Consider the following 24462-nt stretch of genomic DNA (forward strand, 5'->3'; position numbering starts at 1 on the left):
CGGGCCCACGCGGATCGGTGCGCGCCGGACACCCATGACACGAGGCAGCCGGACTCGGCCGGCGGAATCGGCTGGAGCCCGCACGCACGCCGCGGGAGGATCGGGCGGTGACTCGTACCGCCGCCCGTGAGCTCGTCGTGCTGGGCACCGCCAGCCAGGTGCCCACCCGTACCCGCAACCACAACGGCTACGTCCTGTACTGGGACGACCAGGCGATCCTCTTCGACCCGGGCGAGGGCACCCAGCGCCAGATGCTCCGCGCGGGCGTGGCCGCCTCCGACCTCAGCCGGATCGCGCTCACGCACCTGCACGGCGACCACAGCCTGGGCCTGGCCGGAGTCGTGCAACGGATCAGCCTGGACGGGGTGAAGCACACCGTGCCGATCAGCTTCCCCGCATCGGGGGAGCCGTGGGTGCGCAACCTGTGCGACGCGACCGCGTTCCACCACCGCGAGCGCCTCGCGCTGCAGCCGTTGTCGGACGGTGCGTGGCCCGGCGGTGTGCCGTCCGACGGCGGAGCGGAGGGCGTGCCGTCGGGCGCGGGTGCGTTCCCGGCCGTCGTCGTGCCGCGCGTGGCGGGGGAGCGACCCTCCCGCGCGGCGGTGACGTTGACCGCGCGTCGGCTGGACCACGGGATCGAGGCGTTCGGGTACCGGCTGCAGGAGGCGGACTCGACGTCGTTCGACCCGGGGTTGCTGGCGGCGCGCGGCGTCGTCGGGCCCGACGTCGGACGCCTGCGGCGCGACGGCTCGTTGACGCTGCCCGACGGCGGCGTCGTGCGCCGCGAGGAGGTGACCGTCCCGCGCCCCGGACAGTCCTTCGCGTTCGTGATGGACACCCGGCTGTGCGACGCGGTGGGCGAGCTGGCCGACGGCGTCGATCTGCTGGTCATCGAGTCGACCTACCTGGAGCGGGACGCGTCTCTCGCCGCCGAGCACGGACATCTCACGGCGCTGCAGGCGGCGCGAGCCGCGGCGGGGGCGGGGGTGCGGCACCTGGTCCTCACGCACTTCTCCCAGCGCTACGAGTCGGCCGACGGCTCCGGCCCGCTGGAGTTCGAGCGCGAGGCGCGTCAGGCGTTCGACGGCGGCCTGACGATCGCGGGCGATCTCGACCAGATCACCGTCCCGAGGAGGGCGTGACAGGCGGACCGCCGGGCGGGGACGTCAGGAGGCTCGCTCTGCGGGGGTGCCGGTCGTGGTGCCGGTGACGATCTCGCCGTGGACGTCGCAGACCGCCGCGAGGGTGTTGTAGACGGTGCCGTACCTGCGCAGGTTCCGGTGCACCAGGTCGACGCGGCGCGGCGGTTCGTCGGTGGTGACCCGGAGCGTGTAGTGGATCTCGGTGAACTTCGGGGGACTGTCCTGCCTGTGGGCGGTGACCTCGACCTGGGCGTCGTCGTACGCGAAGCCGAGCAGGTCACGGGAGCGGGCCAGGTTCTTCAGCAGGCACGCCGCGAAGGCGGTCGCCAGGAGGTCGGCGGGCCCGGGCCGGCCGGTGGGCGTGCCGCCCCAGACCGTGTCCAGGTCGATCGTCGTGGCCCCGGCCTCGGCGACGCCGGGGTCGCCCGCGCGGGCACGCGCGGTGACCCGGTACTCCGTCGGTGGGGTCACAGGTGCGGGCACGTCGGCGTCGGTCACGGTTCGACCTTAGGCGCGGCACCGAGCGGGGGCTGGGGTCGGACAGCCTGTGTGGACGGGACCAACGGCACCGATTTCGTCTTCTCGCCGCGCACCCGGGGCGGGGTGGTCGCTCGTGAGCCGGGCACGCTCCGTCAGGACGGCACCGCCCGCAGCGGGCCGGAGGGCCGGGGGACGAGCCCGTCCCCCGCGGCCGCGAAGCCCGCCGACATCACCTCGCCCACCGCGTCCAGGTCGTCCTCGAACAGGCCCGCGTAGGTGGACATCGTGAGCATCGGGGACTCGTGGCCGAGCAGTCGCTGGACGGCCTTGACGCTGGCACCGCCGGCGATCGCCAGGGAGGCGGCCGTGTGGCGCAGGTCGTGCAGGGTGAGGGTGTCGAAGTCCTCGGCGCCGGGGCCGAGGGTGGTGCGGGTGAGTGTCGCGAGCAGCCGGGTCCGGGTCAGTTTCTCGCCGCGCGTCAGTCCGTCGCGTCGGGCTCGGTCGAGTTCGGCGAGCACCGCCCAGGTCTCGGGTTCGCAGGTGCCTGTGGGTTCGAGCCCGTGATCGGTCTGGATCCGGCGGATCCGGCGCGCCAGGGCGTCGTCGTACAGTATGCGGCCGGCCGGGCGGAGACGGGCAGAGGCGCGCGGTCCGGCGGGGCCGGGTGCGGTGGCGGTGCGGCGGAGGCCCGCCGTGCGCCGCTGCGTGTCGGACACGTCTCCGGAGGCGCCGTCCGGCAGCACGCCGTCGACGATCTCCGAGACGACCGACACCGCCGTGCCTGCGGCGCGCACTGCCGGACGGAAGGCCGAGCGGTCGAAGCTCTCGCGGCGCAGGGGCGCGCCGGTGGCGCCGGGGAACAGCAGATCGCCGGGGGCGCGGCCGGAGATGAGCGTGACGACGTCGTCGGCCACGACGGCGGGCAGGGGGACCTCGCGGCGGGCGTGGGTCTTGGTGTCGCCGAGCAGGAGCGTGCCGTCGTCGAGGCGGGTGTACGCCTTGGTCACGGCGAGGCGGGCGCGCAGCGGGTCGACGTCGGCCACGGTCAGCGCGCTGACCTCGCCCCAGCGCAGCCCGGTCAGGGCGGTCAGGAGGACGAGGGTGCGGGCCGGGGAACCGGCCGGGCCGGCGGCGTCGGCGACGCGGCGGAGCTGTTCGTGGCTGAGGTAGCGGTGCGGCTTCGTCTTGGGGGCGCGGGGGAGGGCGGTGACCTTGCCCGACGCCGACCGCGCGGGGTTCGCGGGAAGCCTGCGGGCGTCGACGGCGGCGTCCAGGAGGGCGACGAGCAGGCGTACCGCGTCACGGCGCCGGGCCGGGGACGCCGCCTCGCCGGTGGTGGGGGACGTCATCGTGGCGGACCAGCGGGTGACGTCCTCATGGGTGACCTGCCGCAGCGGCACGTCGGCGAAGCGGGGCGCGACCAGGGAGCGGAAGCGTTCCCGCTCGGCCTCGAGGGTGCGGGGGGCGCGGTCGGCGCGGCCCGCCTGCCAGGCGTCGAACCATTCGGCGACGGTGATGCGCGCCGCGGCCGGGTCGACCCACTCGCCCCGCTTGCCGGCCTCCTCGAGGCGTCGCGCGGCGGCCAGTGCCTCGCGCCGGGAGGTCATCTGCCGGGTGCTGCGCAGCCGCCCGTCCACGCGGTACCGGCCCACGTGGACGGTGCGTCCGGTGCGGTCGGTCCGGGTCTCGGTGTAGGCCATGCGGGAAGACTAATCGGGCACGGCAGACGGCCGTGGCGCTGACGCGCCGGGTCGACCGGGAGGGCGTCCGGGCAGGCTCGGCCGGCCGGTCCGGCCGGGATGATCGGCACATCGAACGACCGATCGTTCACGGGCGGACCGACCCGACGTCCGTGCTACTTCTCGCTGACGCTGCGCACGGCGCCCGCGACGGCTTCGGCGACGCGGGGGTCGAACACGCCCGGGATGATGAACGCGCTGTTCAGCTCGTCCTCGCCCACGACGTCCGCGATCGCGACCGCGGCGACGCGCAGCATCTCGGTGGTGATCTCCTTCGCGCCCGTGTCCAGGAGCCCGCGGAACAGGCCGGGGAAGGCGAGCACGTTGTTGATCTGGTTGGGGTAGTCGCTGCGGCCGGTCGCGACGACGGCCGCCGTCTCGCTCGCGGCGACCGGATCGACCTCGGGGGTCGGGTTGGCCAACGCGAGGACGATCGCGTCCTGCGCCATGGTGGCGACGTCGCGGCCGGTGAGGACGTTCCCGGCCGACACGCCGATGAAGACGTCGGCGCCGCGCAGGCCGTCGGCGAGGGATCCGGAGAAGCCCTCGGTGTTGGTGTGCTGCGCGATCCAGTCGCGGTGCGGGTCGCCGCTGAGGCTGCCGGCGCGCAGCGCACCGGAGCGCCCGAACGCGACCACGTGCTGGGCACCCTGCGCCTTGAGGAGGCGGATGATGGCGTTCCCGGCGGCGCCGACGCCGGAGACCACGATGCGCACCTCCGGCAGCTTCTTGTCCACGACCTTGAGCGCGTTGACGAGGGCGGCGAGGACGACGATCGCGGTGCCGTGCTGGTCGTCGTGGAACACGGGGATGTCGAGCTCGGCGCGCAGGCGGGCCTCGATCTCGAAGCAGCGCGGCGCGGCGATGTCCTCGAGGTTCACGCCCCCGTACACGGGCGCCAGGGCCTTGACCGTGCGGATGATCTCCTCGGTGTCCGTGGTGTCGAGGCACACGGGCCAGGCGTCCACGCCCCCGAACTCCTTGAACAGCGCGGCCTTGCCCTCCATGACGGGCAGCGCCGCGGCGGGGCCGATGTCACCGAGTCCGAGCACGGCCGTGCCGTCGGTGACGACGGCGACCGTGTTGCGCTTGATCGTCAGGTGGCGGGCGTCCTCGGGACGCCGCGCGATCGCCTCGCACACCCGGGCGACGCCCGGGGTGTACGCGCGGGACAGGTCGCGGCGGTTCCTGATGGGCGACTTCGTGGAGACCTCGATCTTCCCGCCCAGGTGCATGAGGAACGTGGAGTCGCTGACCTTGAGCACGCGCACGCCCGGCAGCGCGTCGAGGGTCGCGACGATGCGGTCCGAGTGGTCGCCGTCGACGGCGTCGCAGGTCACGTCCACCACGACGGCGTCGTGCGTGGAATGGGCGATGTCGACGGCGGTCACGGCGGCGCCCGCATCGGCGACGGCGCCGACCACGGTGCTCGTGGCGCGCTGCGAGGCCGGGACCTCCACGCGCAGGGTGATGGTGTAGCTGGGACTGGGCAGGGCCAAGAGTCTTTTCCTCCTGTGGTCCCGGGCGCGGGAGGCCGCCCGGCCGGCACCTCGAACCGGTGCGGTCGAAACGGTACGAACGGGACGCGTCGTGCGATGAAGCGAGCAGAGAGGCAGATCCGTGGCGTGGGTCGCGGGTACGCGGACGACACACGGAGAAGAGACGTGTGGGTCAAGGATGACATCCGCGGCGCCGAAGCGCGAAGCGCCCGCCCGCGCGGTCAGGCGACCCGGGTAGATTGCCGCCATGCGCGTTCTCGTCTCCGGCGGTGCCGGCTACATCGGCTCCCACACTGTCCTGTCCCTGCTCGAGGCGGGGCACGACGTCGTCGTCGTCGACGATTTCTCGAACAGCAAGCCCACCGTCCAGGGGCGCCTGGAGGCACTCAGCGGCAAGCACGTGCCCTTCCACGCGTTCGACCTGACGAACGCGGAGAAGACCGAGCAGCTGTTCGTCCACGAGCGCATCGACGCCGTCATCCACTTCGCCGGGTTCAAGGCCGTGGGCGAGTCGGTCGCCGAGCCGCTGCGGTACTACCAGAACAACCTCGACGCCACGTTCTCGCTGCTGCGCGCGATGGAGCGCACCGGCGTGTCGAAGTTCGTCTTCTCCTCCTCCGCCACCGTCTACGGCGAGCAGGCGCCCGTTCCCTACCGGGAGGACTACGAGTACCTGTCGGCCTCGTCGCCGTACGGGCAGACGAAGGTCGTGATCGAACGCGTGCTGGCCGACGTCGCGGCCGTCCACGAGGGCTGGAGGATCGCCCTGCTGCGGTACTTCAACCCCGTCGGGGCGCACCCGTCCGGGCGGATCGGGGAGGACCCGCAGGGCATCCCGAACAACCTCATGCCGTTCATCGCGCAGGTGGCCGTCGGCCGCCGCGAGCGCCTCACGGTGTTCGGCGACGACTACCCGACCGCCGACGGGACGTGCGAGCGGGACTACATCCACGTGATGGACCTGGCCGAGGGGCACGTGGCGGCCCTGGAGCACCTGGAGGATCTCGCCGAGCCGGTGCGGGCGTTCAACCTCGGCACCGGGAAGGGTACGTCGGTGCTGGAGATGCTGCACGCGTTCGAGCGGGCCGCGGGCAAGGAGCTGCCGTACGAGGTGGGGCCGCGGCGCGCGGGCGACCTGGCCGCGTTCTGGGCGGATCCGGCGCGGGCGAACACGGAGCTCGGCTGGAGCGCGACGCGCACGATCGACGAGATCTGCGTGGACACGTGGCGGTGGCAGTCGGCGAACCCCCAGGGCTATCCGGACGCGTGAGGCGCGGTGCCGGTCAGTTCTGCTGTTCCTTCGCCTCCTCGAACGCCCGGACGACGTTCCAGGGGATCTTCTCCTCCGGTGCGATGACGTAGCCGTTGGCCGCCGCCCAGGCGCGGATCGCCTTGGGCCCGGCGCCGGTCGGTACGGCGGGGCGGTTGCTGCTGCCCGTGTTGTCCACGACCTTCGGGAAGTCGATCGGCGTGGCCTCCACGATGGGCTCCAGCACCACGGACCACGGCACGCCGAGCACCGAGGCGAGCCGGAACAGCTCCTGGCGTTCCTCCTGGGCGTACCGGTCCTCCTCGATCGCCTGGGCGATCAGGGCGTTGACGAAGTCCCGGTGTGCGGTGGTGAGGTCGTCGACGCGCAGCAGGGCGGCGACCTCGCGGAGCAGCCGCACGGCGGGGAGCCCTGCCGTGCCGTCCCTCTCCTGGAGCCTGTTCCGGGTGGCGGGCTCGGGTTCCGGGAGCCGGCCGAGGGCGACCTCCTCGGCGAGCAGGGTCAGGTAGCCATGCTCGTGCGCGAGGGTGCCCGCCGCGCCGTCTGCGAGCTGGCGCGCGTTCAGGTGCCGGGGCGGGGGCGCCAGGGTGTACGGCTTGGGGGCGGGGCGGTCCCAGGGCCGAGGCCGGGGTGCGGCGGCGCGCGCGGGGCGGGCGGGCCAGGGGTACACCCAGGCGCGGAGCGTGACGCCGGTCAGCTCGTGGGCCGGCGGGACGCCGGCGACTCCGGTCAGGAACCGGACCAGCAGTTCGGCGGTCGCCCGTGCCTCGCCGGGGGCCTCGCCGTCGGGCCCGGTGACGCCGGCGGCGGTGCAGCAGTCCGCGAGCCGACGGCGGCCGAGCCGCGGCAGGTAGGTGAAGCTGGCCTCCAGGGTGGTGGCCTGTGCGATGGCGGGGACGTCCCATCCGGCGCGGGTCAGGACTCGGCGGAGCATCTCGACGCCGAGCCGTCCGTTGTGGGTGACGACGGCCATCTGCGACAGCAGTTCGCGCACGTGGACGCCCTGGTCGGCGAAGGTGCCGTCGTCGAGGGTGGTCTGCCACTCGTCGACCAGTCCGCCGCGCTCGTCGAGCCGGACGACGGCCAGGTCGCGGATGGTGTCCCGCTCCAGGTCGATCCCGCTGGTGGCGATGCCGAGGACGGCGTACGCGGGCGTGCCGGTGTCCGACCTGGCCAATGTCATCGTCCCGTCAGCTCCCTTGCAGCCTCGCCCTGGTGGGACGGCTCACCGCAGTGGCCGCCGAGGGGGCGTGGTGCCGACTGCGGATCACCGTCGGCCATAGAGTGCCACCAGGCCAAATGCTCCGAAAGTCGAAGCTCGTGCGGGAGCCCTTCCACGCTGTGCCGCGACGTCGGGCGGGACGCATTGCCTCCTCTGGTAGCGCTCTGGCCTGCGCGAATGCACAATGGACTGCGGATTATCACAAGTTGGACAAGGAATTGCGGCCGGCCGTGTCGCCGGTGAACCACCCGGCCGCGTCTCCCGCGAACGACAGAGAGCGAGATCAGGCATGGCGAAGCTGACGGTCATCGACTGGCGTGCGCTCGCCGCGCTCGGCCTCGGAATCCCGTACGCGGCCCTCTGGCTCGCCGAGGCCCGTGCGACCGGGATCGGCCTGACGGACAGCGTGCCGGGCTGGGTGGACCGGTGGTCCGAGGCGGTCCAGGGGGTGATGAGCAGTGGCGATCTGACGTTCCCGATCTGGTTCGTCGCGCTCGTGCTGCTGCTGGGCGGGGCGGGGCTGGCGATCGAGCCCGCGATCCGGGACCCCGCCGAGCGCCGTTACCCGCTGGTCAATCTCGTCGTGGCGCTCGGCATGTTCGCCGCCTTCGCCTTCGCGGCGTGGACCGTCGGTACCGACTACTACGCCGCGTGAGCGGGTCCGGACGTGAGCCGGCCCCCCGGTGCCGTGCGCCGGGGGGCCGGTCGCCGCGGCGGTGACGCGCCGCGGCGGTACTTGCGGTGCCGGTCTCGATCTGCGGCGCCTCACAGGGCGCCGAGAGCGGACTTGACCACCTCTCCGAAGACCACGCTCCCGCCGACAACGATCGCGAGCAGCGCGATCCCCGAGGCCAGCAGCGGGATCCACCCGCTGATCTCGCGAGGTGCGGTGTAACGGTCGTCTCCCGGTCCGTGGTCGGACCCGAAGCCCGGGTCGGTGAAGTCGCCTCTGCCGATCGTGATGTTGCTCATGGCTCGCGTCCCCTCGCTGTCATCGCGCCTGCCCCGATGACTCCGTACGTGGCGTTCCCTGCCGAACGCCTCTCTTCCATGGACGCATGAGATCCGGTTGCCGTTGCGGGCGAGGCGGTTACGGTCCCATCACGATGCCGGGAGCGAATCGGGCAATGGACTGTTACCCGGGGCAATCCCGCCGTGGCCCTATCGGCACCACGGGACGCACGAGAGCGGCGACGCAGCCACCTCGTGCGAGTGGAGCACCGTGACTCGCATAGAAGCGCCACAATATACACTTATACCCAATACTGCCTGATAGCATCAGGACATGGATGGGACGATGCAGTCTGCGGACATTCGGATCACTCCCACGGGCGATGCCGTCGTCCTCGTCACAGCCCCGATACATTCACGTGCCGACGCATTGGCCGTCGCGCCTCCCTTTCGGACGGACGTGGAACCAGGGGAGCGCCTCGGGTCCGAATTCGTGGTGGTGGAGTCGTCCCTACCTCAACTGTTCAGCGGGACGCTCACCTACGACGCCCCGAAACCCCATTGCCTCGAATTATCGGGCACCGACGAATTTCTAACCCGCATCTCCACCGAGTTGAACGACCAGGACGTCACGTGCACCGAGATCACGCTCCTGTTCTTCGACGACGGCTACGGAGCCGTCGCAGTGACTTACCGGATTGCCGGAGGGTGGGGACGTTACGGCCCAGATCTCAAGCACTTCGGTCGCGATAGCCGTGAAGATACTTGCGAGCAACTGCGACGCCTGCTCCTCCAAGCCCTCGCGCCTGTCTACAGGGAACTCTCCGAGGAGAGTTCACCAGGCCCTCAAGTTCCGTACTTCAACATGACGTACGGCGGAGAAACCGACGCGCATGAGCCGGGACGTGGGCACCTAGCACCCGGCTACCGCGATCTCGTCTACCCGAACAGTCCGGAACCGCTCAGGTCGATGTCGCCATGGCGCGACCAGTTTTTCTATGCCGGGTACGCCTACAGCTTGATTTTCGGGAATGACACCGAGGGCCAGGTACGCAAGTTCAGTCGGCTGCTCATGCTGCTCGGTATCACCTACAGTCGACTCGCACGCACCTCGGCGTCGGCGAAAGCCGCATTGATTCAGAGGCGCGATCATGATGTGCTCTGGTTGCAGGACCTTGCCCGATGGATCAGGTCCAGCTATCAAGACCTGGTCACGCCGACCTTCAGCTTCGACTTCCATGCTCTTTGCCTGCGTGACGCGATTCTTCGGGCGTGGAGCCTCGACGTGCTGCACCGATCCGCCGAGGACCTGCTCCTGCTCGTCCGGGCTACTGTTGAAGACAGGATCGCGCGATCGCAGGCCCGGCGTTCACGGTGGATCAACGTCGCACTGGCCGTCCTGACGGCGCTTTCCCTCATCAGTACCATCGAAGCCGCAGTCAACCTCTGGAACATGCCATGACTCTGGGACAAACGACTGAACCTCCTGTCCATGCGAAACGGTCTCGAAGCAACGTGATCGTCTGGGTCGCCGACGGCCGGCCAACGCCTGACCTCGACTACGGCGATCGGCTCGTCGAGCACCTTCGACGGACCGGTCGTGTTGTCGAAGAGCGTTCCCTGACCGATTTCGACGACAACCGGGTCCCGGAAGCCGCCCTGCACGTGCTGACCGGGGGAGCCACGTCCGTCAACGACCTGAAGACGTGGATGCCGACGGGGCTCGTGCACGTTCGCCGACTGCTCGATCTGGCGAACGCCGGCGAAACCTGCCTCCTCGGCGTCTGTCTCGGATCTCAGATGATCGCCGAGTGCCTCTGGCCCGGGTCGATCCGGGCCGCCGACAGGATCGAGATCGGCCTGGTCGACATCGAGTGGCAGGCAGGTATGGATGGCCCGACGCCCGTGCCGGCCTTCCACTACGAACAGGTGGAGCCCCAGTCCGTAACCCGGGGCGGCGGTGAGATCCTCGCGTGGAACCAGCATTCCGGTGTGCAGTGTTACCGATACGGGGAGTGCGTCCTCGCAATGCAGTTCCACCCGGAGCTTTCGCCGGTCGATGTGAAAGCGCTTATCTCCTACAACGAGCGGACGATCTCTGAGTACGGCGGCGACGTCCCTGCGGTGCGCGCGACCATCGAGGCCAGGGAGAAGTCCTGGGACAGTGATTCCGTTCAGCGGATCCTCGGTGCCGCTGGATTCGGTAGTTTGCTTCGGGCACCGTAGGCGCCATGACAGCCGAACCGATGATTCGTCTCGACCACGTGAGCAAGACCTACCCCGGGACCGACACCCCGGCGGTCACCGAGCTCACCCTCGAAATCGACCCCGGCGAGATCCTCGTCCTGGTCGGGCCGTCGGGCTGCGGCAAGAGCACCACGCTCCGCCTGATCAACCGGATGATCGAGCCCACGGGCGGTCGCATCTACCTGGACGGCGACGACGTCACCGACGCGAACCCTGACCAGTTGCGCCGCCGGATCGGCTACGTGATCCAGCAGATCGGCCTGTTCCCGCACCAGACCATCGCGGAGAACGTGGCCACGGTCCCGAAGATGCTCCGGTGGGACAAGAAGCGGATCACCGCGCGCGTCGACGAGCTGCTCGACATGGTCGGACTCGATCCGCGCGTGTACGGGGACCGCTACCCGAAGGAGCTGTCGGGCGGCCAGGCGCAGCGCGTCGGTGTCGCCCGGGCCCTGGGCGCGGACCCGTCGATCATGCTCATGGACGAGCCGTTCGGGGCGATCGACCCGATCACGCGCGAGAGCCTGCAGAACGAGTTCCTGCGCCTGCAGGACGAGCTGAGGAAGACGATCGTGTTCGTCACGCACGACATCGACGAAGCCATCAAGATGGGCGACCGGATCGCGATCCTGGGCAAGCAGAGCATGGTGCACCAGGCCGACACCCCCGAGCGGATCCTCGCCTACCCGGTGGACGACTTCGTGCGCAGCTTCATCGGAGCCGGCACGGCGATGAGAGGTTTGGCGTTCGAGAGGGTCGGAGACCTCGACCTGGCCCCGATCAACGGCGAGCACGCCGGCCGGGCGTCGTCCGCCGGGTCGATCACCGTGGAGTCCACCTTGTACGAGGCCCTGGAGGAAATGCTCCGCACCGCTAGCGGCAAGGCGGTGGTGATGGGCGACGACGGCCAGCCGGCCGGCTACGTCGAACTGTCCCACCTCAGCGCCGCGCTCCGCACCGCCCAGAACGAGGCACGACTGCACTACGACCAACTCGCGGCCGGCACGTCGGGTACCCGATGACGCGCATCGACTTCGCCCGGTGGACCTGCACCCGTCGTCCCGCAACCATCGGTACATGACCACATCCGAGGGTGACCGCGAGCGCCTGCGCAATCTCGCGTCGCTGCGCCGCGTGCGGGACCGGATCGACCGGGAGTACGCGCTGCCGTTGGACGTGGAGGCGCTGGCGCGCGGGGTGCACGTGTCGGCGGGGCACCTGAGCCGGGAGTTCCGGCGGGCCTACGGCGAGTCGCCGTACTCGTACCTGATGACGCGCCGGATCGAGCGGGCCATGGCGTTGCTGCGGCGCGGGGACATGAGTGTGACGGAGGTGTGCTTCGCGGTGGGCTGCTCGTCCCTGGGCACGTTCAGCACGCGGTTCACGGAACTGGTCGGCGTGCCGCCGAGTGTCTACCGCACGGAGGGCGCCGAGGACACGGCCGGGATGCCGCCGTGCATCGCGAAGCAGGTGACGCGGCCCGTGCGGAACGGCCGTGGCGGGCAGGAGGGGAAGCCGGTCAGGAATCGAGAAGCGCCGCCGTCCGCACGTGCCTAGCGTCGGGGGCATGAACAGCATCACGATTCACCACACGTTCCTTCCGCACACGGACCCGGACGAGTCGCTGGCGTTCTACCGCGACATCCTCGGCTTCGAGGTCCGCAACGACGTCGGCGGCGGCGCGATGCGCTGGATCACCGTCGGCCCGCCCGGCTCCGGCACCTCCGTCGTCCTGACGCCACCCGCGGCGGACCCCGGCATCACCGAGGACGAGCGCCGCACCATCGCGGAGATGATGGCCAAGGGCACCTATGCGACGCTCGTCCTGGCCACCCCCGACATCGACGACGCGTTCGACAGGATCCAGGCAGCGGGCGCCGAGGTGGTCCAGGAGCCTGTCGACCAGCCGTACGGGATCAGGGACTGCGCGTTCCGTGACCCGGCGGGCAACCACATCCGCCTCAACGAGGTGAGGTGACCGGTCGTGTCGGTGTCCCGCTGTACGGTGCGGGAACCATCACACGAGTCATGAGCACGGCTGCGGAGGGCGAGACCATGAGCACCAGCACCGAGACGGCCGGTTCAGCCGTGACCGGTACCGATCGGGTGGGCGGCGACGGCACGCCGTCGTCCCATCCCGCGGACCGGCACGATCTGATCCGGGTGACCGGCGCCCGTGAGAACAACCTGAAGGACGTGGACGTCGAGATCCCGAAGCGCCGCCTGACGGTGTTCACGGGAGTGTCGGGGTCGGGCAAGAGCTCGCTCGTGTTCGGCACGATCGCGGCGGAGTCGCGGCGGCTGATCGACGAGACGTACTCGACGTTCGTCCAGGGCTTCATGCCTTCCCTGCCGCGCCCGGACGTCGACCACCTCGAGGGCATCACCACGGCGATCCTGGTGGATCAGGAGCGCCTGGGCGCGAACGTACGCTCGACGGTCGGCACGGTGACGGACGCGAACGCGATGCTGCGCCACCTGTTCAGCCGAATCGGGGAGCCGTACGTGGGGCCGCCGCCCGCGTTCTCGTTCAACGTCCCCACCAGCAAGGCCAGTGGGGTCATGAGCACCGAGAAGGCCGGCGGCAAGGTGGACAAGGCCGTGGTGCGCGAGCAGGTGTACCTCGGCGGCATGTGCCCGGAGTGCGAGGGCCGGGGGAGTGTCTCGGACCTCGACCTGTCCGTGATCGTGGACGAGTCGAGGTCGCTGAACGACGGCGCGATCCTGGTGCCCGGCTACACGGCGGACGGCTGGATGGTGAAGGGCTTCGCGGAGTCGGGGTTCGTGGATCCGGACAAGGCGATCAAGGACTACTCCGACCAGGAACGCGCAGACTTCCTCTACAAGGAGAAGACCAAGATCAAGGCCTTGGGGATGAACATGACCTACCAGGGTCTCGTCCCCAAGATCCGGGAGTCGATGTTCAGCAAGGACCCCGAGTCGCTGCAGCCGCACATCCGGCGGTTCGTGGAGGCCGCGGCGGTGTTCGGGGCGTGCCCGGCGTGCGAGGGCACGCGGCTCAACGAGTCGGCGCGGTCGGCCAAGGTCCAGGGAAAGAACATCGCCGAGGTCTGCGCCATGCAGATCACCGACGCCGCCGCGTGGGCACGGAGCGTGGACGACGCCGGGGTCGCCCCGCTGATCAAGAGCCTGCTGCACCTGTTCGACTCGTTCACCGACATCGGCCTGGGCTACCTGTCGCTGGACCGGCCCGCGGGCACGCTGTCCGGGGGAGAGGCGCAGCGGACCAAGATGATCCGGCACCTCGGGTCGGCGCTCACGGATGTCACCTACGTCTTCGACGAGCCGACGATCGGCCTGCACCCGCACGACATCCGGCGCATGAACAACCTGCTGGTCAGCCTGCGGGACAAGGGCAACACGGTGCTCGTCGTCGAGCACAAGCCGGAGGCGATCGCGATCGCCGACCACGTGGTCGACCTGGGTCCGGGTGCCGGCACCGACGGCGGGACGATCTGCTACGAGGGCACCGTCGAGGGGCTCGCGGCGGCCGACACGCTGACCGGGAAGCACCTGGGGTATCGCGCGCGGCTCAAGGAGTCGGTGCGCGAGGCGGACGGCGCGCTGGAGATCCGCGGGGCGGACCAGAACAACCTGCGTCACGTCGACGTGGACGTTCCCACGGGTGTGCTGGCGGTGATCACGGGGGTGGCCGGCTCGGGCAAGAGCTCGCTCGTCCACGCGAACCTGGCGGGGCGCGACGGCGTCGTCGTCGTCGACCAGGGCGCGATCAAGGGGTCGCGCCGCTCCAACCCGGCCACGTACACCGGGATGCTCGACGCGATCCGCAAGGCGTTCGCCAAGGCCAACGGTGTCAAGCCGGCGCTGTTCAGCGCGAACTCCGAGGGCGCCTGCCCCACCTGCAAGGGCAACGGCATGATCTACACCGAGCTCGGCTTCATGGAGACGGTCGCCACGCCGTGCGAGGACTGCGGGGGCAAGCGGTTCCAGTCGGCGGTGCTGGAGCACCGGCTCGGCGGGCTGAACATCGCCGAGGTCCTCGACCTGTCGGTGAGCAGGGCGCACGAGTTCTTCGGGGAGGCGGAGTCCAAGGTGCCGCCGGCGCGCAAGATCCTGGGCCACCTGCGGGACGTCGGGCTGGGCTACCTGAAGCTGGGGCAGCCGCTCAACACGCTGTCCGGCGGTGAGCGGCAGCGACTCAAGCTCGCCATGCACATGGGCGAGAAGGGCGGCGTCTATCTGCTGGACGAGCCGACGACGGGCCTGCACCTGGCAGATGTCGAGAACCTGCTCGGCCTGCTGGACGACCTGGTCGACGGCGGCAAGTCCGTCATCGTCATCGAGCACCACCAGGCCGTGATGGCGCACGCCGACTGGATCATCGACCTCGGGCCCGGCGCGGGCCACGACGGCGGGCAGGTGGTCTTCGCCGGAACTCCGGCGGACCTGGTCGCGGACGCGTCGACGCTGACGGGGCAGCACCTGGCGGAGTACGTGGGGGAGTAGGGGCCGCCGTCGGCGTCAGTGGTGCAGAACCACCTTCGTGACCTGGAGGGCGACCCGGCACACCGGGTCGTCGTGCACCTGGTCGATCGTGATCTCGACGGCGGCGGCACGGGTGGCGTCCTCGATGGACACCACGGCGGGCTCGCCCGAGCGGACTCGTGTCGCGGGCCCGGCGATCCCGTCGACCTCGGGGACGACGACGATGCGTGCCGGGTCGACGCACGACCCGGTGTCGGCCTGGTTCGTCAGGTGCCCCACCACCGTGACGTGCCCCCGCCCCGGGGGGTCGCCCGGGAGCCGGAGCGTGGCGCCCGCGCAGTCCTCCCGGCGTTCCGGCTCGCCCGCCGGCCCTTGGACGTAGCAGTCGGCCAGGTCCAGGTGGTCCAGCGACCGGATGTCGCCCGTCACGAGCTGGGAGGAGGCCGACAGGTAGAACCAGACGAGGTAGCCGCCCGCGGCGAGAACGAGCAGCAGGGAGACCGCTGCCGTCCACGCGAGCCGCGTGTGCTGCCGGGCGGTCTTGGCGATCCGGACCGTCCAGGACTCCGCGTCCACCTTCCGGGCGTACTTTCCGAGCTGATATCCGCGCTCGTACACGGCGTTCCCGCCCCCGAAGAGCGCGACGTACCCGACGAGCAGGGCCGCGGCGTCGACCAGGGAGCCCTCGCCGCGCACGAACTCGGCGACCACCGCGACGACGCAGGCCACGATGCCCGCGCCGAACACCGCGCCGCGGCGTGGAGTGAGCAGGTCTCGCGGGGGATCGGTGCGCGGGGACGCGGTGCTCATCGGACGTCGCCCTCGTCGCCGGATCCGGGACACCGCTCGAAGTACCCCCGGGACGGCCGGTGGTCCTCGGGCCTCGCGACGTCGGGCAGCGCGTTCTGGAACGCGTCCGTCCACCACTGGTCGATCACCGCCGCGTCGATGGCCTCGGTGAGCGCCTCGCACTGGGCCTGGGCCGCACCATCGGTCGGCATGCCGATGCCGTAGAGCTCCTGGTGGCCGAACGCGGCGTCCAGCACGGTCAGCTCACCGCCCGCCTCCTCCTGGAGCGGAGAGCTCCCGGCCGCCAGACCGTGGAGCAGGAGCTCGTCCGTCGAGACGGCGTCGACCGTGCCCGCGACGAGCGCGCGGGTGCACCTGCCGAACCCCGACTGCTCGTCGAGCACCGCGTCAGGGAGGAACTGCACGATCTGTTCCGCCGACGTCGTACCGCGCGCCGCGCAGACGGTGCGGCCCGCAAGGTCGTCGAGGCCGGAGATCCCGGAGCCCTCGCGCACCATCACGCCCTGCTGCGTGTACGCGTAGGGGCCGGCGAAGGTGACGAGCTCCTTGCGCTTGTCGGTGATCGAGTACGACGCGATCACCAGGTCCACGCGCCCCTCCAGCAGGGCGGTCTCACGCTCGGCGCTGGCGATCGGTGTCGGCACCATGACGAAACCGCAGTGATCGCCCAGCCAGCGCGCGAACTCGTAGTCGAAGCCGCTCCAGCTCGCGTCGTCGGGGGAGTAGCTCCACCCCGGCAGGTCGCTGTGCAGGCCGATCGTGACACGGTTCTTGTCGTCGCGGGGGACGTCCTGCACGCATGCCGGTTGGGAGACGCTCGGCGCACAGCCGGACACCACGGCCAGCGCCAGGGCACAGAAGGGCGCGCTCACCAGCCTGAACAGGCTCGTCCTCATGAAGAGACGGTAGCAACCCGTGTACCTGTATTCCAGAGAATCTGCGGCCGTCTCCTGATAAGACCGTTGTGTTGCGCTATACACCATTGTTAAGCGCCGCGAGCGGTCGCGCGCTGCGGAGCGGGCAGTGGCCGACCACCGCGGTCGGCCTGCGCGCCGGCCGGCCACCGAGGCGTCCAGCCGCCGGACTCGCCGCAGCACACTCCGGCCAGGCGCGCCCGCAGATCCGCCGGGGAGCGCGACACGGACGGTGAGGCCGCCCGAGGCGCGGAGTATCAGGCGGCTCCGGGCAGATCCGCTTGCCGAGCCGCCGGCGGGACGCGGTGGATCGAAGGGGGCACCCCTACCGCCGAAATGACATAATGTACATTATCGGATCGCGACGAGCGGCCCGTCAGAACGCGAGCGCCGTGACCGGCCGTTGTCGTGGCCATCTCGCGCTTACCGGATCGCCACGCCGTCCGTCGCACCCGCACCGGACGGCGCCGACAGCACGTGTTCCAGGTCGGACTCGTCCACCAGCGGGTCGTCCAGGTCGACCGTGATGTGCGAGTGCGCCATCAGGCGTGCCCCGCCGGTGATCGTCGAGTGCAGCGCCGGGTAGTCGCCGACCTGCGCGTTGTCGAGGACCGCGCCGATGAACCGGCTGCCGCGCGGCGAGATCGTCTCCAGCTCGTCGCCCTCGTGGATCTCACCGCGCCGGGCCATGAGTGCCAGCCGGGCCGACGTCCCGGTGCCGGTCGGGCTGCGGCACAGCACGCCGGGATGCACGTACGTCGCCGACGGCGACTGGTAGCGCACGTGTCCGCTCCCGGTCCGCCCGGCTTCCCGCACGGGGCCCATGAAGTGCGCGAACGGCAGCGGGCCGACATCGCCCAGCTCCGGGTGCACCTGCAGCAGGCCCGGCCGGGCCGCGCGGACGAACGCGTCGCCGAACGCCGTGAGCGCGATCTGCTCGGTGGCCCCGAGGGTGAAGTCGTGGCGTGAGGCGTCGATCATCGCGTAGTACGCGCCGCTCCACACGAGGTCGAACCGCACCTCGCCGTAGTACGGCACCTCGACGGACAGTCCTTCCTCGGCCACGTACGCCGGCTCGCCCTGGGTGGTGATCGACACGACCCGGCCGTCGGTGACCTGCGCGCGGATCCGCGCCAGGCCGGCGGGTGATTCGAGGACCACGCTCTGGGATCCCTCGCGCATCGGGATCATGCCGCTCTGCAGGAGTGCCGTCGCGGTGCAGATGGTGTTGGAGCCCGAGTACAGCGGGTACCCCATCGCCTCCATGATGATGTAGCCGGCCTGCGCGTCGGGATGTGACGGCTCCACGATCAGGTCGACGGACATCGCCGGGTCGCCGTACGGCTCGGACAGCAGCAGCCGCCGTAGCCCGTCGCCCTCGCGCTCGAGGTAGCGGGCCTTCTCCAGCACCGTGGCGCCGGGCAACGGCCCGACACCGTCCACGACGATCCGGCTGACGTCTCCCCCGGACTGCGTGTCCAGGAGTTCCAGGGTCCGTTCACGATGCCGCATGAGGCGCTCCCACGGTGCTCCAGTGCCGGTCGGGCACGACGACGAGCTTGCCGACGTACGTCTTGCTCATGAAGGTGCGCTGCGCCTCGTGGAAGTCGGACAGCCGGAACGTACGGTCCAGCAGCGGCCGGATGTCGCCGTTCTCGATGTAGCGCACCAGCCGGCGGAACGCCGTCCGCGTCCCCTGCGAGGACCCGTGCAGCTCGAGCTGCTTGAGGTACAGGGTGCGCAGGTCGAGGTCGACCACCGGCCCGCCGATCGCACCCGCCGTCGTGTAGCGGCCCTCGGGCCGCAGGATCCGCAGCAGGTCGTTGAACATCGGGCCCGCGACGAGGTCCGCGACGACGTCGACCGGGCCGTCCACCATGCGCTCGACCTCGGCCACCAGATCCGGCGCATCCCGCAGGACGACGTCCTCGGCGCCGATCGCCCGCAGTGCGTCCTCCTTGCCGGCGCTGGACACGGCGTACGGGATCGCGCCGCGCACCCGGGCGAGCTGCAGGATCGCCGAGCCGACACCTCCCGACGCCCCGGTCACCAGGACCCGCTCCCCCGCGCCCAGCCGCGCCCGGTCGAGCATCTGCTCGGCGGTCAGATACGCGCAGCAGAACGTGGCCAGCTCCGCGTCACCGATGCCGGAGGTGATCTCGTAGGCGTTCTCGGCCGGCACGGCGACGTACTCGGCGTAGCCGCCGTCGCGCCCGTGGCCGATGTAGTCGATGTCGGCGAGGCTGTCGTCGCCCTCGGGACGGTTGTAGATGCTGAAGTCCACCATCACCCGTTGCCCGATCCGCGCGGCGGGCACGCCCTGCCCGACCGCCACGATCTCGCCGACGGTATCGGTGCCCTGGATGCGGGGGAAGGTCAGCGTGGAGCGGCCGCGCCGCCACGTGGAGACCGAACCCGGATCGGTCTCGGTGCCGTAGGCGCCCTCGCGCACCCAGACGTCGGTGTTGTTCATGCCGCAGGCGTGCACGTCGATCAGGACCTCACCCGGCCCCGGCTCGGGCGTCGGCACGTCGTCACTGTAGACAAGCTGGTCGAGGCCCCCGTGACCGAGGAGCCGGACCGCCTTCATCACCGCTGGAATCGGTGTCATCGATGCGAGCATAGGGGCACCGCCCGGCAGGTGCCGACCACGTGCCGTACCGTCCCGGCGCGCCGCCGAACGCCCGCCCGGGTCACCGTCACCGCGGGAGGATCACCCTCGTCGGTGCCGGTGTCAGCCTCTCCACATAGTCTGACCTGCATGGTTGCACCACCCCGTCTGGAACGCATCACGGTGGACGAGGCCGTCCGCCGCTACCTCGCCGCCGTCGAGATCGACACCGTGCGAGACGTCCTCTCCCCCGCCACCGCGCGCAGCTACACCCGCGACGTCACGGAGTTCGCGCGCCTGGCCGGCCCCGGCACGGTGCTGGACGACATCAGCGGCTCCGACGTGGACACCATCCTCGTGCGCTACCAGGCCGCACCCGACGCCCGGTTCACCGATCCGGGCGCCAAGACCGGCCCCGGCCGGTCCACCTCCACGGTCAACAGGTTCCGCCAGTCCGTCTCGCGGTTCTTCTCCCACGCGGCCCGCGAGTGCTGGGTCCAGGCCGACCCGATGCTGTGGGCCTCGCCCCCGGCCCGGAGCCGCGAGCCGCTGCGTGCCGCACGAACGGCTCTGTCCGCGGGCGCCGCCCGCTCCCTGCTGACGGCCGACGCCGCCATGCCCGCCCGCGCGGACCAGAACCTGGCGGCGCGCGACCGCCTCGTCCTCGCGCTTCTCCTGGTGCTCGGTCCGCGTGTGTCCGAGCTGGCCCGGGCCGACGTCGCCGACCTGACCCGCGGGGACCTCCACACCACCTGGCGCATCCGCGGCAAGGGCGGCCACACACGCACGGTCGCGCTCAGCCCGCCGCTGGCCGACGCGCTGGACGCGTACCTGACGGGCCTGCGGCCGAGCCTGGCCGAGCGTCGCCCCGACGACGCCGACGCGCAGCGCGCCCTCCTGCTGTCGTGGCGCGGGCGTCGCATCGACACCCAGGCCGTGCGGGGCCTGCTGCGCCGGGCCGTGAACCGGATGCCGGACGGCATGCGGCGTGAGGCGACCCCGCATGCCCTGCGGCACACCACCGCGACCCTGCTGGTCGCCGAGGGGTGGGACGTCAAGGTCGTCGCCGAGCTCCTGGGGCACTCCTCCATCGCCACCACCGGCGTCTACCTCGACCGGGTCGACGGCGAGCTGGCCGCGGCGATCCGGTCCCACCCGCTGGGATCCGCCTTTGAGTGAAGGCCGCGCGGGAAACCGACGGTCGCATTCGGACGAACGTGCGGATGAAGCATCCGTGTACCGCGTGACCCCGAATGGCGGTGGCGCACAGGCATGAAATCCGTCCTCCACGGCGTGCGCGCACCTCAAGAACCTCAAGAAACTCAAGGCGGATCTTGAGGCGTTCTTGAGGACATTCAGCTGGGCCTTGAGTCCTGAGCTGCAGGCTGGAAGCAGTTTTTCCGGCACTCGCGAGAGGCATCACCATGGTCGAGAAAAGACGGTCCCGCGGCCCGGACAGGGGCCAGGAGTTCCTTGGTGAGCGATACCGCTCCGCGGTTTCCGATGATCCTTCGGAAAGGTTCTGGCGGTCATTCATCCCGCGCCCTGCAGAAATGCTTTCCGAGAAATCCACCGGGACCTCCGTCGGAGCCCGCCGGAAGGCCCTTCCGGACCCGCTGTCCGCCGTGACATCGCGGCTCACCCTTACCGTGCTGATCCCGGCGCACAACGAGGCCCACACCATCGGCGCGACCCTCGACGCCCTCACCGAACAGACGAGGGCACCGGAACGGGTCGTCGTCGTCGCGGACAACTGCACCGACACCACCACCCAGATCGCCGCCCGGTACCCCGTCGACGTCCACGAGACGCGGGCGAACACCGACCGCAAGGCCGGGGCACTGAACCAGGCACTGGCCCTCGTCGACACCGACGTCGTCATGGTCCTCGACGCCGACACCCGCATCGCCGCCACGTTCGTCGAACAGGGCATGGGCATGTTGGGGACCGACCCGGGACTTGGCGCCGTCGGCGGTGTGTTCCAGGGCGAGACACCGCACGGATACCTTCAGCACTGCCAGGCCAACGAGTACGAGCGGTACGGCGTGCAGATCGGTACCACGGGCCGTGTCGCGGTCCTGACCGGCACCGCCGCCCTGATCCGCACCGGCGCGCTCCTCGACGTCATGGCGTCCCGGTCCTCCCGCCTGCCCGGCAGGTTCGGGGACGCGTACGACCGCGACGCCATCACCGAGGACTCCGAACTGACCCTCGCGCTGAAGCACCTCGGATGGCGCCTCGCGTCCCCCACCACCATGACCTGCACCACCGAACTCATGCCGACCTGGGGAGACCTGCACCGACAGCGACTGCGCTGGTACAAGGGCATGCTCGACAACCTGTCCGCCTACGGCCTCACCAGGGTCACCGCCCGGTACATCGGGCAGCAGATCATGCTCGCGATCGGGACCCTGATGATGGGCCTCTACCTCACGATGACCGCATGGCTGATCGTCACCGGTGCGTTCGGCATCTCGCTCCCGTGGCTCGCGATCGGTGTGATCTTCCTCGCCGAACGCCTGGTCACCGCGTGGGGCGCCGGAACCCGGGGCCGGGTTCTCGCGGCCCTCATGCTGCCGGAACTCGTGTACGACGTCGCTCTCCAGGCGGCGTTCGTGCACGCGGTCGTCCGGTCCCTGACCGGACGCACCATCACCTGGAATCACGTCAGTCACCTCTCCGAAAGGGCATGATCATGTACAACGCGAACACCCCCGCGGTCCTCGCCGCGACCGGCGCGGCAGTGACCACCTACTACCTCGTCGGCGTCTGGGCGCTGCTCCTCGCCGGCGCGGCCCTGGTGTGGACCACACGGGTCCTGAAGGCCCGCGCCGCCCGCCGGTGACCAGCGGCAACGGGGCCGGCGCCGGCGGTGACGGGCCCGTATCCGCTTCACGAACCCACGCGAAGGAGCCCCCCGACCGGCAGTGTCGCGCCGCCACCCCGGACGACGGCGCGGCACTGTCGTTGTTACGTTCAGGAGATGGACCAGACCGAGGCCTGGGCTCGAGGCGTCGCGGTCGTCGTGGAGGACGACGACGACATCCGCGCGCTCATCGAGTTCACGCTGCGACAGGCCGGTTTCACGGTTCATCCGGCAACCACCGGCGCCCAGGGTGTGGCGCTGGTCAAGGCCCATGGGCCAGCCGTGACGACCGTGGACATCTCTCTGCCCGACATCGACGGGTTCGAGGTCGTGCGCCGCCTGCGGATCTTCTCCGACACGGTGGTCGTCATGCTCACCGGACGAGCCGGCGAGCCCGACACGCTCATGGGCCTGGAGGCGGGCGCCGACGAGTACGTCGCCAAGCCGTTCCGGCCGCGCGAACTCCGGGCTCGCGTCGACGCGCTCCTGCGCCGCGCCGGCCGCCTCGCGACACAGGCTCCGGCTCCGGAACGACCCGCCACGCCCACGCCCGGCGCGTCCGACGGAGTCCTCGAGGTCGACAACGCACGACGCACGGTCCGCCTGCACGGCGAACTGGTCCAGCTCACCCGCACCGAGTTCGACGTCCTCGCCGCCCTGCACGGCGCCCACGGCCGGACGGTGGCCAAGGGCGATCTGGCGACCCTGCTCTGGCCCGACCAGTACCGCTACGGGGGCCGGGTCACCGAGGCGGACCATCGTACGGTCGAGGTCCACGTGGCCAACGTCCGGCGCAAGCTCGGCGACAGCCCCACGAGCCCACGCTTCATCCACACGGTCCGAGGACTGGGGTACCGGTTCGAGAGCGCGTGACGCCGCTCCGCCGTCAGCGTGCGGGCCGAGCGCCCGCCGAAGAGCTCGGCGGCGAGCCCGCCGGCAGGGTCACCGTGACCCGGGTCCCCTCACCCGGAGCACTGTCGACGTCCAGGGCACCGCCGTGCACCTCGACGACGGCCCGCACCACCGGAAGCCCCAGCCCGACGCCGAAGGCGCGCGGAACACCGTCGCTGCCTGCTCGCCGGAGACGCTCGTCGAGCAGGCCCAGCTCCTCGGGACCCAGCCCCGCCCCGGTGTCCACGACCTCGACCACCGCCTCCCGCGGCGCTCCCTCGCGCAGGCCCACCCGCACCGACACGGTGCCGCCACGCGGCGTGGCCCTCATCGCCTGGCTCAGCAGGCTCTCGAGCGCCTGCGCCAGGAGCTCCGGCTCACCCGACACGGGGACCGGTTCCGACGCCGTCACCGTGAGAGACACCCCGGCCGCGCGCGACGCGGGTGCGAACTCGTCGCGGCAGCGGCGCGCCTGCTCCGTCAGGTCCACCTGCTTCCAGCCGTCCCGCCGCCCGGCCGGCCCAGCCTTGCCCACCGAGAGCTCAGCACTCACCAGCAGCTCGTTGACCGTACGCAACAGACGCCGCCCGCCGCGCTCGATGGCTTCCACGCACCGGCGCTGCTCCTCGGTCAGCTCCTGCGCGCCGAGGAGCTGGGCATACCCCAGCACGGAGGTCAACGGCGAGCGCAACTCGTGGCCGACCTCACCGATGAGTTCGGCCGGGTCGTCGGTGTCGTCCGTCAATGCTCCTCCTCTGCTCGGGGAGCGCCCTCGGTGTCGGCCTGCTCCGCCCACTCCCCCGACGGTAGGCACGATCGCGGCGGCTCGCTCCACCAGAGGTCGCCGACCGGGACGAGGTGTGGCTCACTGGAGTGGTGAGGAGGTCGGGCGACAGATGCTGGAAACAGTCGGGGACGGTAGTGGTGGAGACGGCTCGGTGAGCCGCCGGATCCTGGTGGTCGACGACGAGGACGCGATCCGTGACGTCGTGCGGACCAGCCTGGAGATGGTCGCCGGCTGGCAGGTCGACGTCGCCGCCAACGGGGCGGAGGCGGTCACCCTGTGCGGCGCGGATCCGCCGGACGCCGTCCTGCTGGACGTCATGATGCCCACGATGGACGGGCCCACCACCTTCGCCCGGCTCCAGGAGGACCCGCGCACACGGAGCGTCCCGGTGATCATGCTGACCGCGAAGGTGCAGCGCGCGGAGCGGCGCCGGTACGAGGGTCTCGGCGTCGCCGGCGTGCTCGCCAAGCCGTTCGACCCGCTCACCCTGGCCGACCACGTCGCCGGCCTTCTCGGATGGCGCACGTGACCGCACGCGGCTGAACTGCGTGCCTCGCGATGGTGAC

General features: G+C 70.8%; 24 protein-coding genes. 14 read left to right on the top strand and 10 right to left on the bottom strand.

Going from position 1 to position 24462, the window contains the following annotated elements:
* Window positions 1-107: 107 nt before the first annotated feature.
* Entirely contained in the window at window positions 108-1142 is a 1035-nt protein-coding gene (locus tag EDD34_RS10905) for a ribonuclease Z (protein WP_123814586.1), read from the top strand.
* Between the two features lie 24 nt (window positions 1143-1166).
* Here EDD34_RS10905 and EDD34_RS10910 read toward each other — a convergent pair whose 3' ends face one another.
* The 3 genes from EDD34_RS10910 to EDD34_RS10920 form a co-directional block, all read right to left on the bottom strand.
* Window positions 1167-1640, bottom strand: a complete 474-nt coding sequence (locus tag EDD34_RS10910; RefSeq protein ID WP_123814587.1) for an OsmC family protein — start codon at window positions 1638-1640, stop codon at window positions 1167-1169.
* Window positions 1641-1774: 134 nt separating this feature from the next.
* On the bottom strand, window positions 1775-3322 hold the full coding sequence (locus EDD34_RS21200; RefSeq protein ID WP_246012312.1) for a site-specific integrase: 1548 nt from the start codon (window positions 3320-3322) through the stop codon (window positions 1775-1777).
* 155 nt (window positions 3323-3477) lie between these two features.
* The gene (locus tag EDD34_RS10920; RefSeq protein ID WP_123814588.1) at window positions 3478-4860 is read right to left on the bottom strand and encodes an NAD-dependent malic enzyme; all 1383 of its coding nucleotides are present in this window, start codon (window positions 4858-4860) and stop codon (window positions 3478-3480) included.
* A 247-nt stretch (window positions 4861-5107) separates the two neighbouring features.
* Between EDD34_RS10920 and galE the strand changes: the two genes are divergently transcribed.
* Window positions 5108-6130: a UDP-glucose 4-epimerase GalE gene (galE, locus tag EDD34_RS10925; RefSeq protein WP_123814589.1), complete on the top strand. Its 1023-nt coding sequence runs from the start codon at window positions 5108-5110 to the stop codon at window positions 6128-6130.
* A 13-nt stretch (window positions 6131-6143) separates the two neighbouring features.
* Here galE and EDD34_RS10930 read toward each other — a convergent pair whose 3' ends face one another.
* Window positions 6144-7313, bottom strand: coding sequence for a hypothetical protein (locus tag EDD34_RS10930; protein WP_123814590.1), 1170 nt, complete (start codon window positions 7311-7313; stop codon window positions 6144-6146).
* Between the two features lie 328 nt (window positions 7314-7641).
* Here EDD34_RS10930 and EDD34_RS10935 point away from each other — a divergent pair, with 328 nt between their 5' ends.
* On the top strand, window positions 7642-8007 hold the full coding sequence (locus EDD34_RS10935; RefSeq protein WP_123814591.1) for a hypothetical protein: 366 nt from the start codon (window positions 7642-7644) through the stop codon (window positions 8005-8007).
* Window positions 8008-8117: 110 nt separating this feature from the next.
* On the opposite strand, the gene EDD34_RS10940 is transcribed toward EDD34_RS10935, so the two are convergent.
* On the bottom strand, window positions 8118-8324 hold the full coding sequence (locus tag EDD34_RS10940; protein WP_123814592.1) for a hypothetical protein: 207 nt from the start codon (window positions 8322-8324) through the stop codon (window positions 8118-8120).
* A 313-nt stretch (window positions 8325-8637) separates the two neighbouring features.
* On the opposite strand from EDD34_RS10940, the gene EDD34_RS10945 reads away from it, so the two are divergent.
* The 6 genes from EDD34_RS10945 (at window position 8638) to EDD34_RS10970 (ending at window position 15038) form a co-directional block, all read left to right on the top strand.
* On the top strand, window positions 8638-9765 hold the full coding sequence (locus EDD34_RS10945) for a hypothetical protein (RefSeq protein ID WP_123814593.1): 1128 nt from the start codon (window positions 8638-8640) through the stop codon (window positions 9763-9765).
* Between the two features lie 53 nt (window positions 9766-9818).
* Window positions 9819-10529, top strand: a complete 711-nt coding sequence (locus EDD34_RS10950) for a type 1 glutamine amidotransferase (protein ID WP_170177045.1) — start codon at window positions 9819-9821, stop codon at window positions 10527-10529.
* A 5-nt stretch (window positions 10530-10534) separates the two neighbouring features.
* Window positions 10535-11572, top strand: coding sequence for an ABC transporter ATP-binding protein (locus EDD34_RS10955; protein WP_246012314.1), 1038 nt, complete (start codon window positions 10535-10537; stop codon window positions 11570-11572).
* 55 nt (window positions 11573-11627) lie between these two features.
* Window positions 11628-12107, top strand: a complete 480-nt coding sequence (locus tag EDD34_RS10960; protein ID WP_123814595.1) for a helix-turn-helix transcriptional regulator — start codon at window positions 11628-11630, stop codon at window positions 12105-12107.
* Between the two features lie 10 nt (window positions 12108-12117).
* Entirely contained in the window at window positions 12118-12528 is a 411-nt protein-coding gene (locus EDD34_RS10965; RefSeq protein ID WP_123814596.1) for a VOC family protein, read from the top strand.
* A gap of 77 nt (window positions 12529-12605) precedes the next feature.
* Window positions 12606-15038, top strand: a complete 2433-nt coding sequence (locus EDD34_RS10970; protein WP_123814597.1) for an ATP-binding cassette domain-containing protein — start codon at window positions 12606-12608, stop codon at window positions 15036-15038.
* 15 nt (window positions 15039-15053) lie between these two features.
* Here EDD34_RS10970 and EDD34_RS10975 read toward each other — a convergent pair whose 3' ends face one another.
* The 4 genes from EDD34_RS10975 to EDD34_RS10990 form a co-directional block, all read right to left on the bottom strand.
* On the bottom strand, window positions 15054-15827 hold the full coding sequence (locus EDD34_RS10975) for a hypothetical protein (protein WP_123814598.1): 774 nt from the start codon (window positions 15825-15827) through the stop codon (window positions 15054-15056).
* A complete protein-coding gene (locus EDD34_RS10980; RefSeq protein WP_170177046.1) occupies window positions 15824-16723 on the bottom strand; it encodes a transporter substrate-binding domain-containing protein in 900 nt (299 codons plus the stop codon). The genes EDD34_RS10975 and EDD34_RS10980 overlap by 4 nt, the downstream gene beginning before the upstream one ends.
* Window positions 16724-17164: 441 nt before the next feature.
* Window positions 17165-18253, bottom strand: coding sequence for a proline racemase family protein (locus EDD34_RS10985; protein WP_123814600.1), 1089 nt, complete (start codon window positions 18251-18253; stop codon window positions 17165-17167).
* Window positions 18240-19352 (bottom strand): alcohol dehydrogenase family protein, encoded by a 1113-nt coding sequence (locus EDD34_RS10990; protein WP_246012316.1) that lies wholly within the window; start codon window positions 19350-19352, stop codon window positions 18240-18242. The genes EDD34_RS10985 and EDD34_RS10990 overlap by 14 nt, the downstream gene beginning before the upstream one ends.
* A gap of 150 nt (window positions 19353-19502) precedes the next feature.
* Here EDD34_RS10990 and EDD34_RS10995 point away from each other — a divergent pair, with 150 nt between their 5' ends.
* From EDD34_RS10995 to EDD34_RS11005, 4 genes are all read left to right on the top strand, one after another.
* Window positions 19503-20531: a tyrosine-type recombinase/integrase gene (locus tag EDD34_RS10995; RefSeq protein WP_123814601.1), complete on the top strand. Its 1029-nt coding sequence runs from the start codon at window positions 19503-19505 to the stop codon at window positions 20529-20531.
* A 374-nt stretch (window positions 20532-20905) separates the two neighbouring features.
* The gene (locus tag EDD34_RS11000) at window positions 20906-22045 is read left to right on the top strand and encodes a glycosyltransferase family 2 protein (protein ID WP_170177048.1); all 1140 of its coding nucleotides are present in this window, start codon (window positions 20906-20908) and stop codon (window positions 22043-22045) included.
* Window positions 22046-22047: 2 nt separating this feature from the next.
* Complete coding sequence (locus EDD34_RS20645) at window positions 22048-22197, top strand: hypothetical protein (protein WP_170177049.1); 150 nt, start codon at window positions 22048-22050, stop codon at window positions 22195-22197.
* A gap of 138 nt (window positions 22198-22335) precedes the next feature.
* Window positions 22336-23091, top strand: coding sequence for a response regulator transcription factor (locus EDD34_RS11005; RefSeq protein WP_123814603.1), 756 nt, complete (start codon window positions 22336-22338; stop codon window positions 23089-23091).
* Between the two features lie 13 nt (window positions 23092-23104).
* Here the strand turns inward: EDD34_RS11005 and EDD34_RS11010 are convergent, their stop codons facing one another.
* Window positions 23105-23854 carry a sensor histidine kinase gene (locus tag EDD34_RS11010; RefSeq protein WP_123814604.1) on the bottom strand — a complete coding sequence of 250 codons (750 nt, stop codon included), beginning with the start codon at window positions 23852-23854 and terminating at the stop codon, window positions 23105-23107.
* A 193-nt stretch (window positions 23855-24047) separates the two neighbouring features.
* On the opposite strand from EDD34_RS11010, the gene EDD34_RS11015 reads away from it, so the two are divergent.
* Window positions 24048-24425: a response regulator gene (locus EDD34_RS11015; protein ID WP_123816471.1), complete on the top strand. Its 378-nt coding sequence runs from the start codon at window positions 24048-24050 to the stop codon at window positions 24423-24425.
* Window positions 24426-24462: the final 37 nt, after the last annotated feature.

Origin of the sequence: Myceligenerans xiligouense, from assembly GCF_003814695.1 — a bacterium.
GTDB classification, from domain to species: domain Bacteria; phylum Actinomycetota; class Actinomycetes; order Actinomycetales; family Cellulomonadaceae; genus Myceligenerans; species Myceligenerans xiligouense.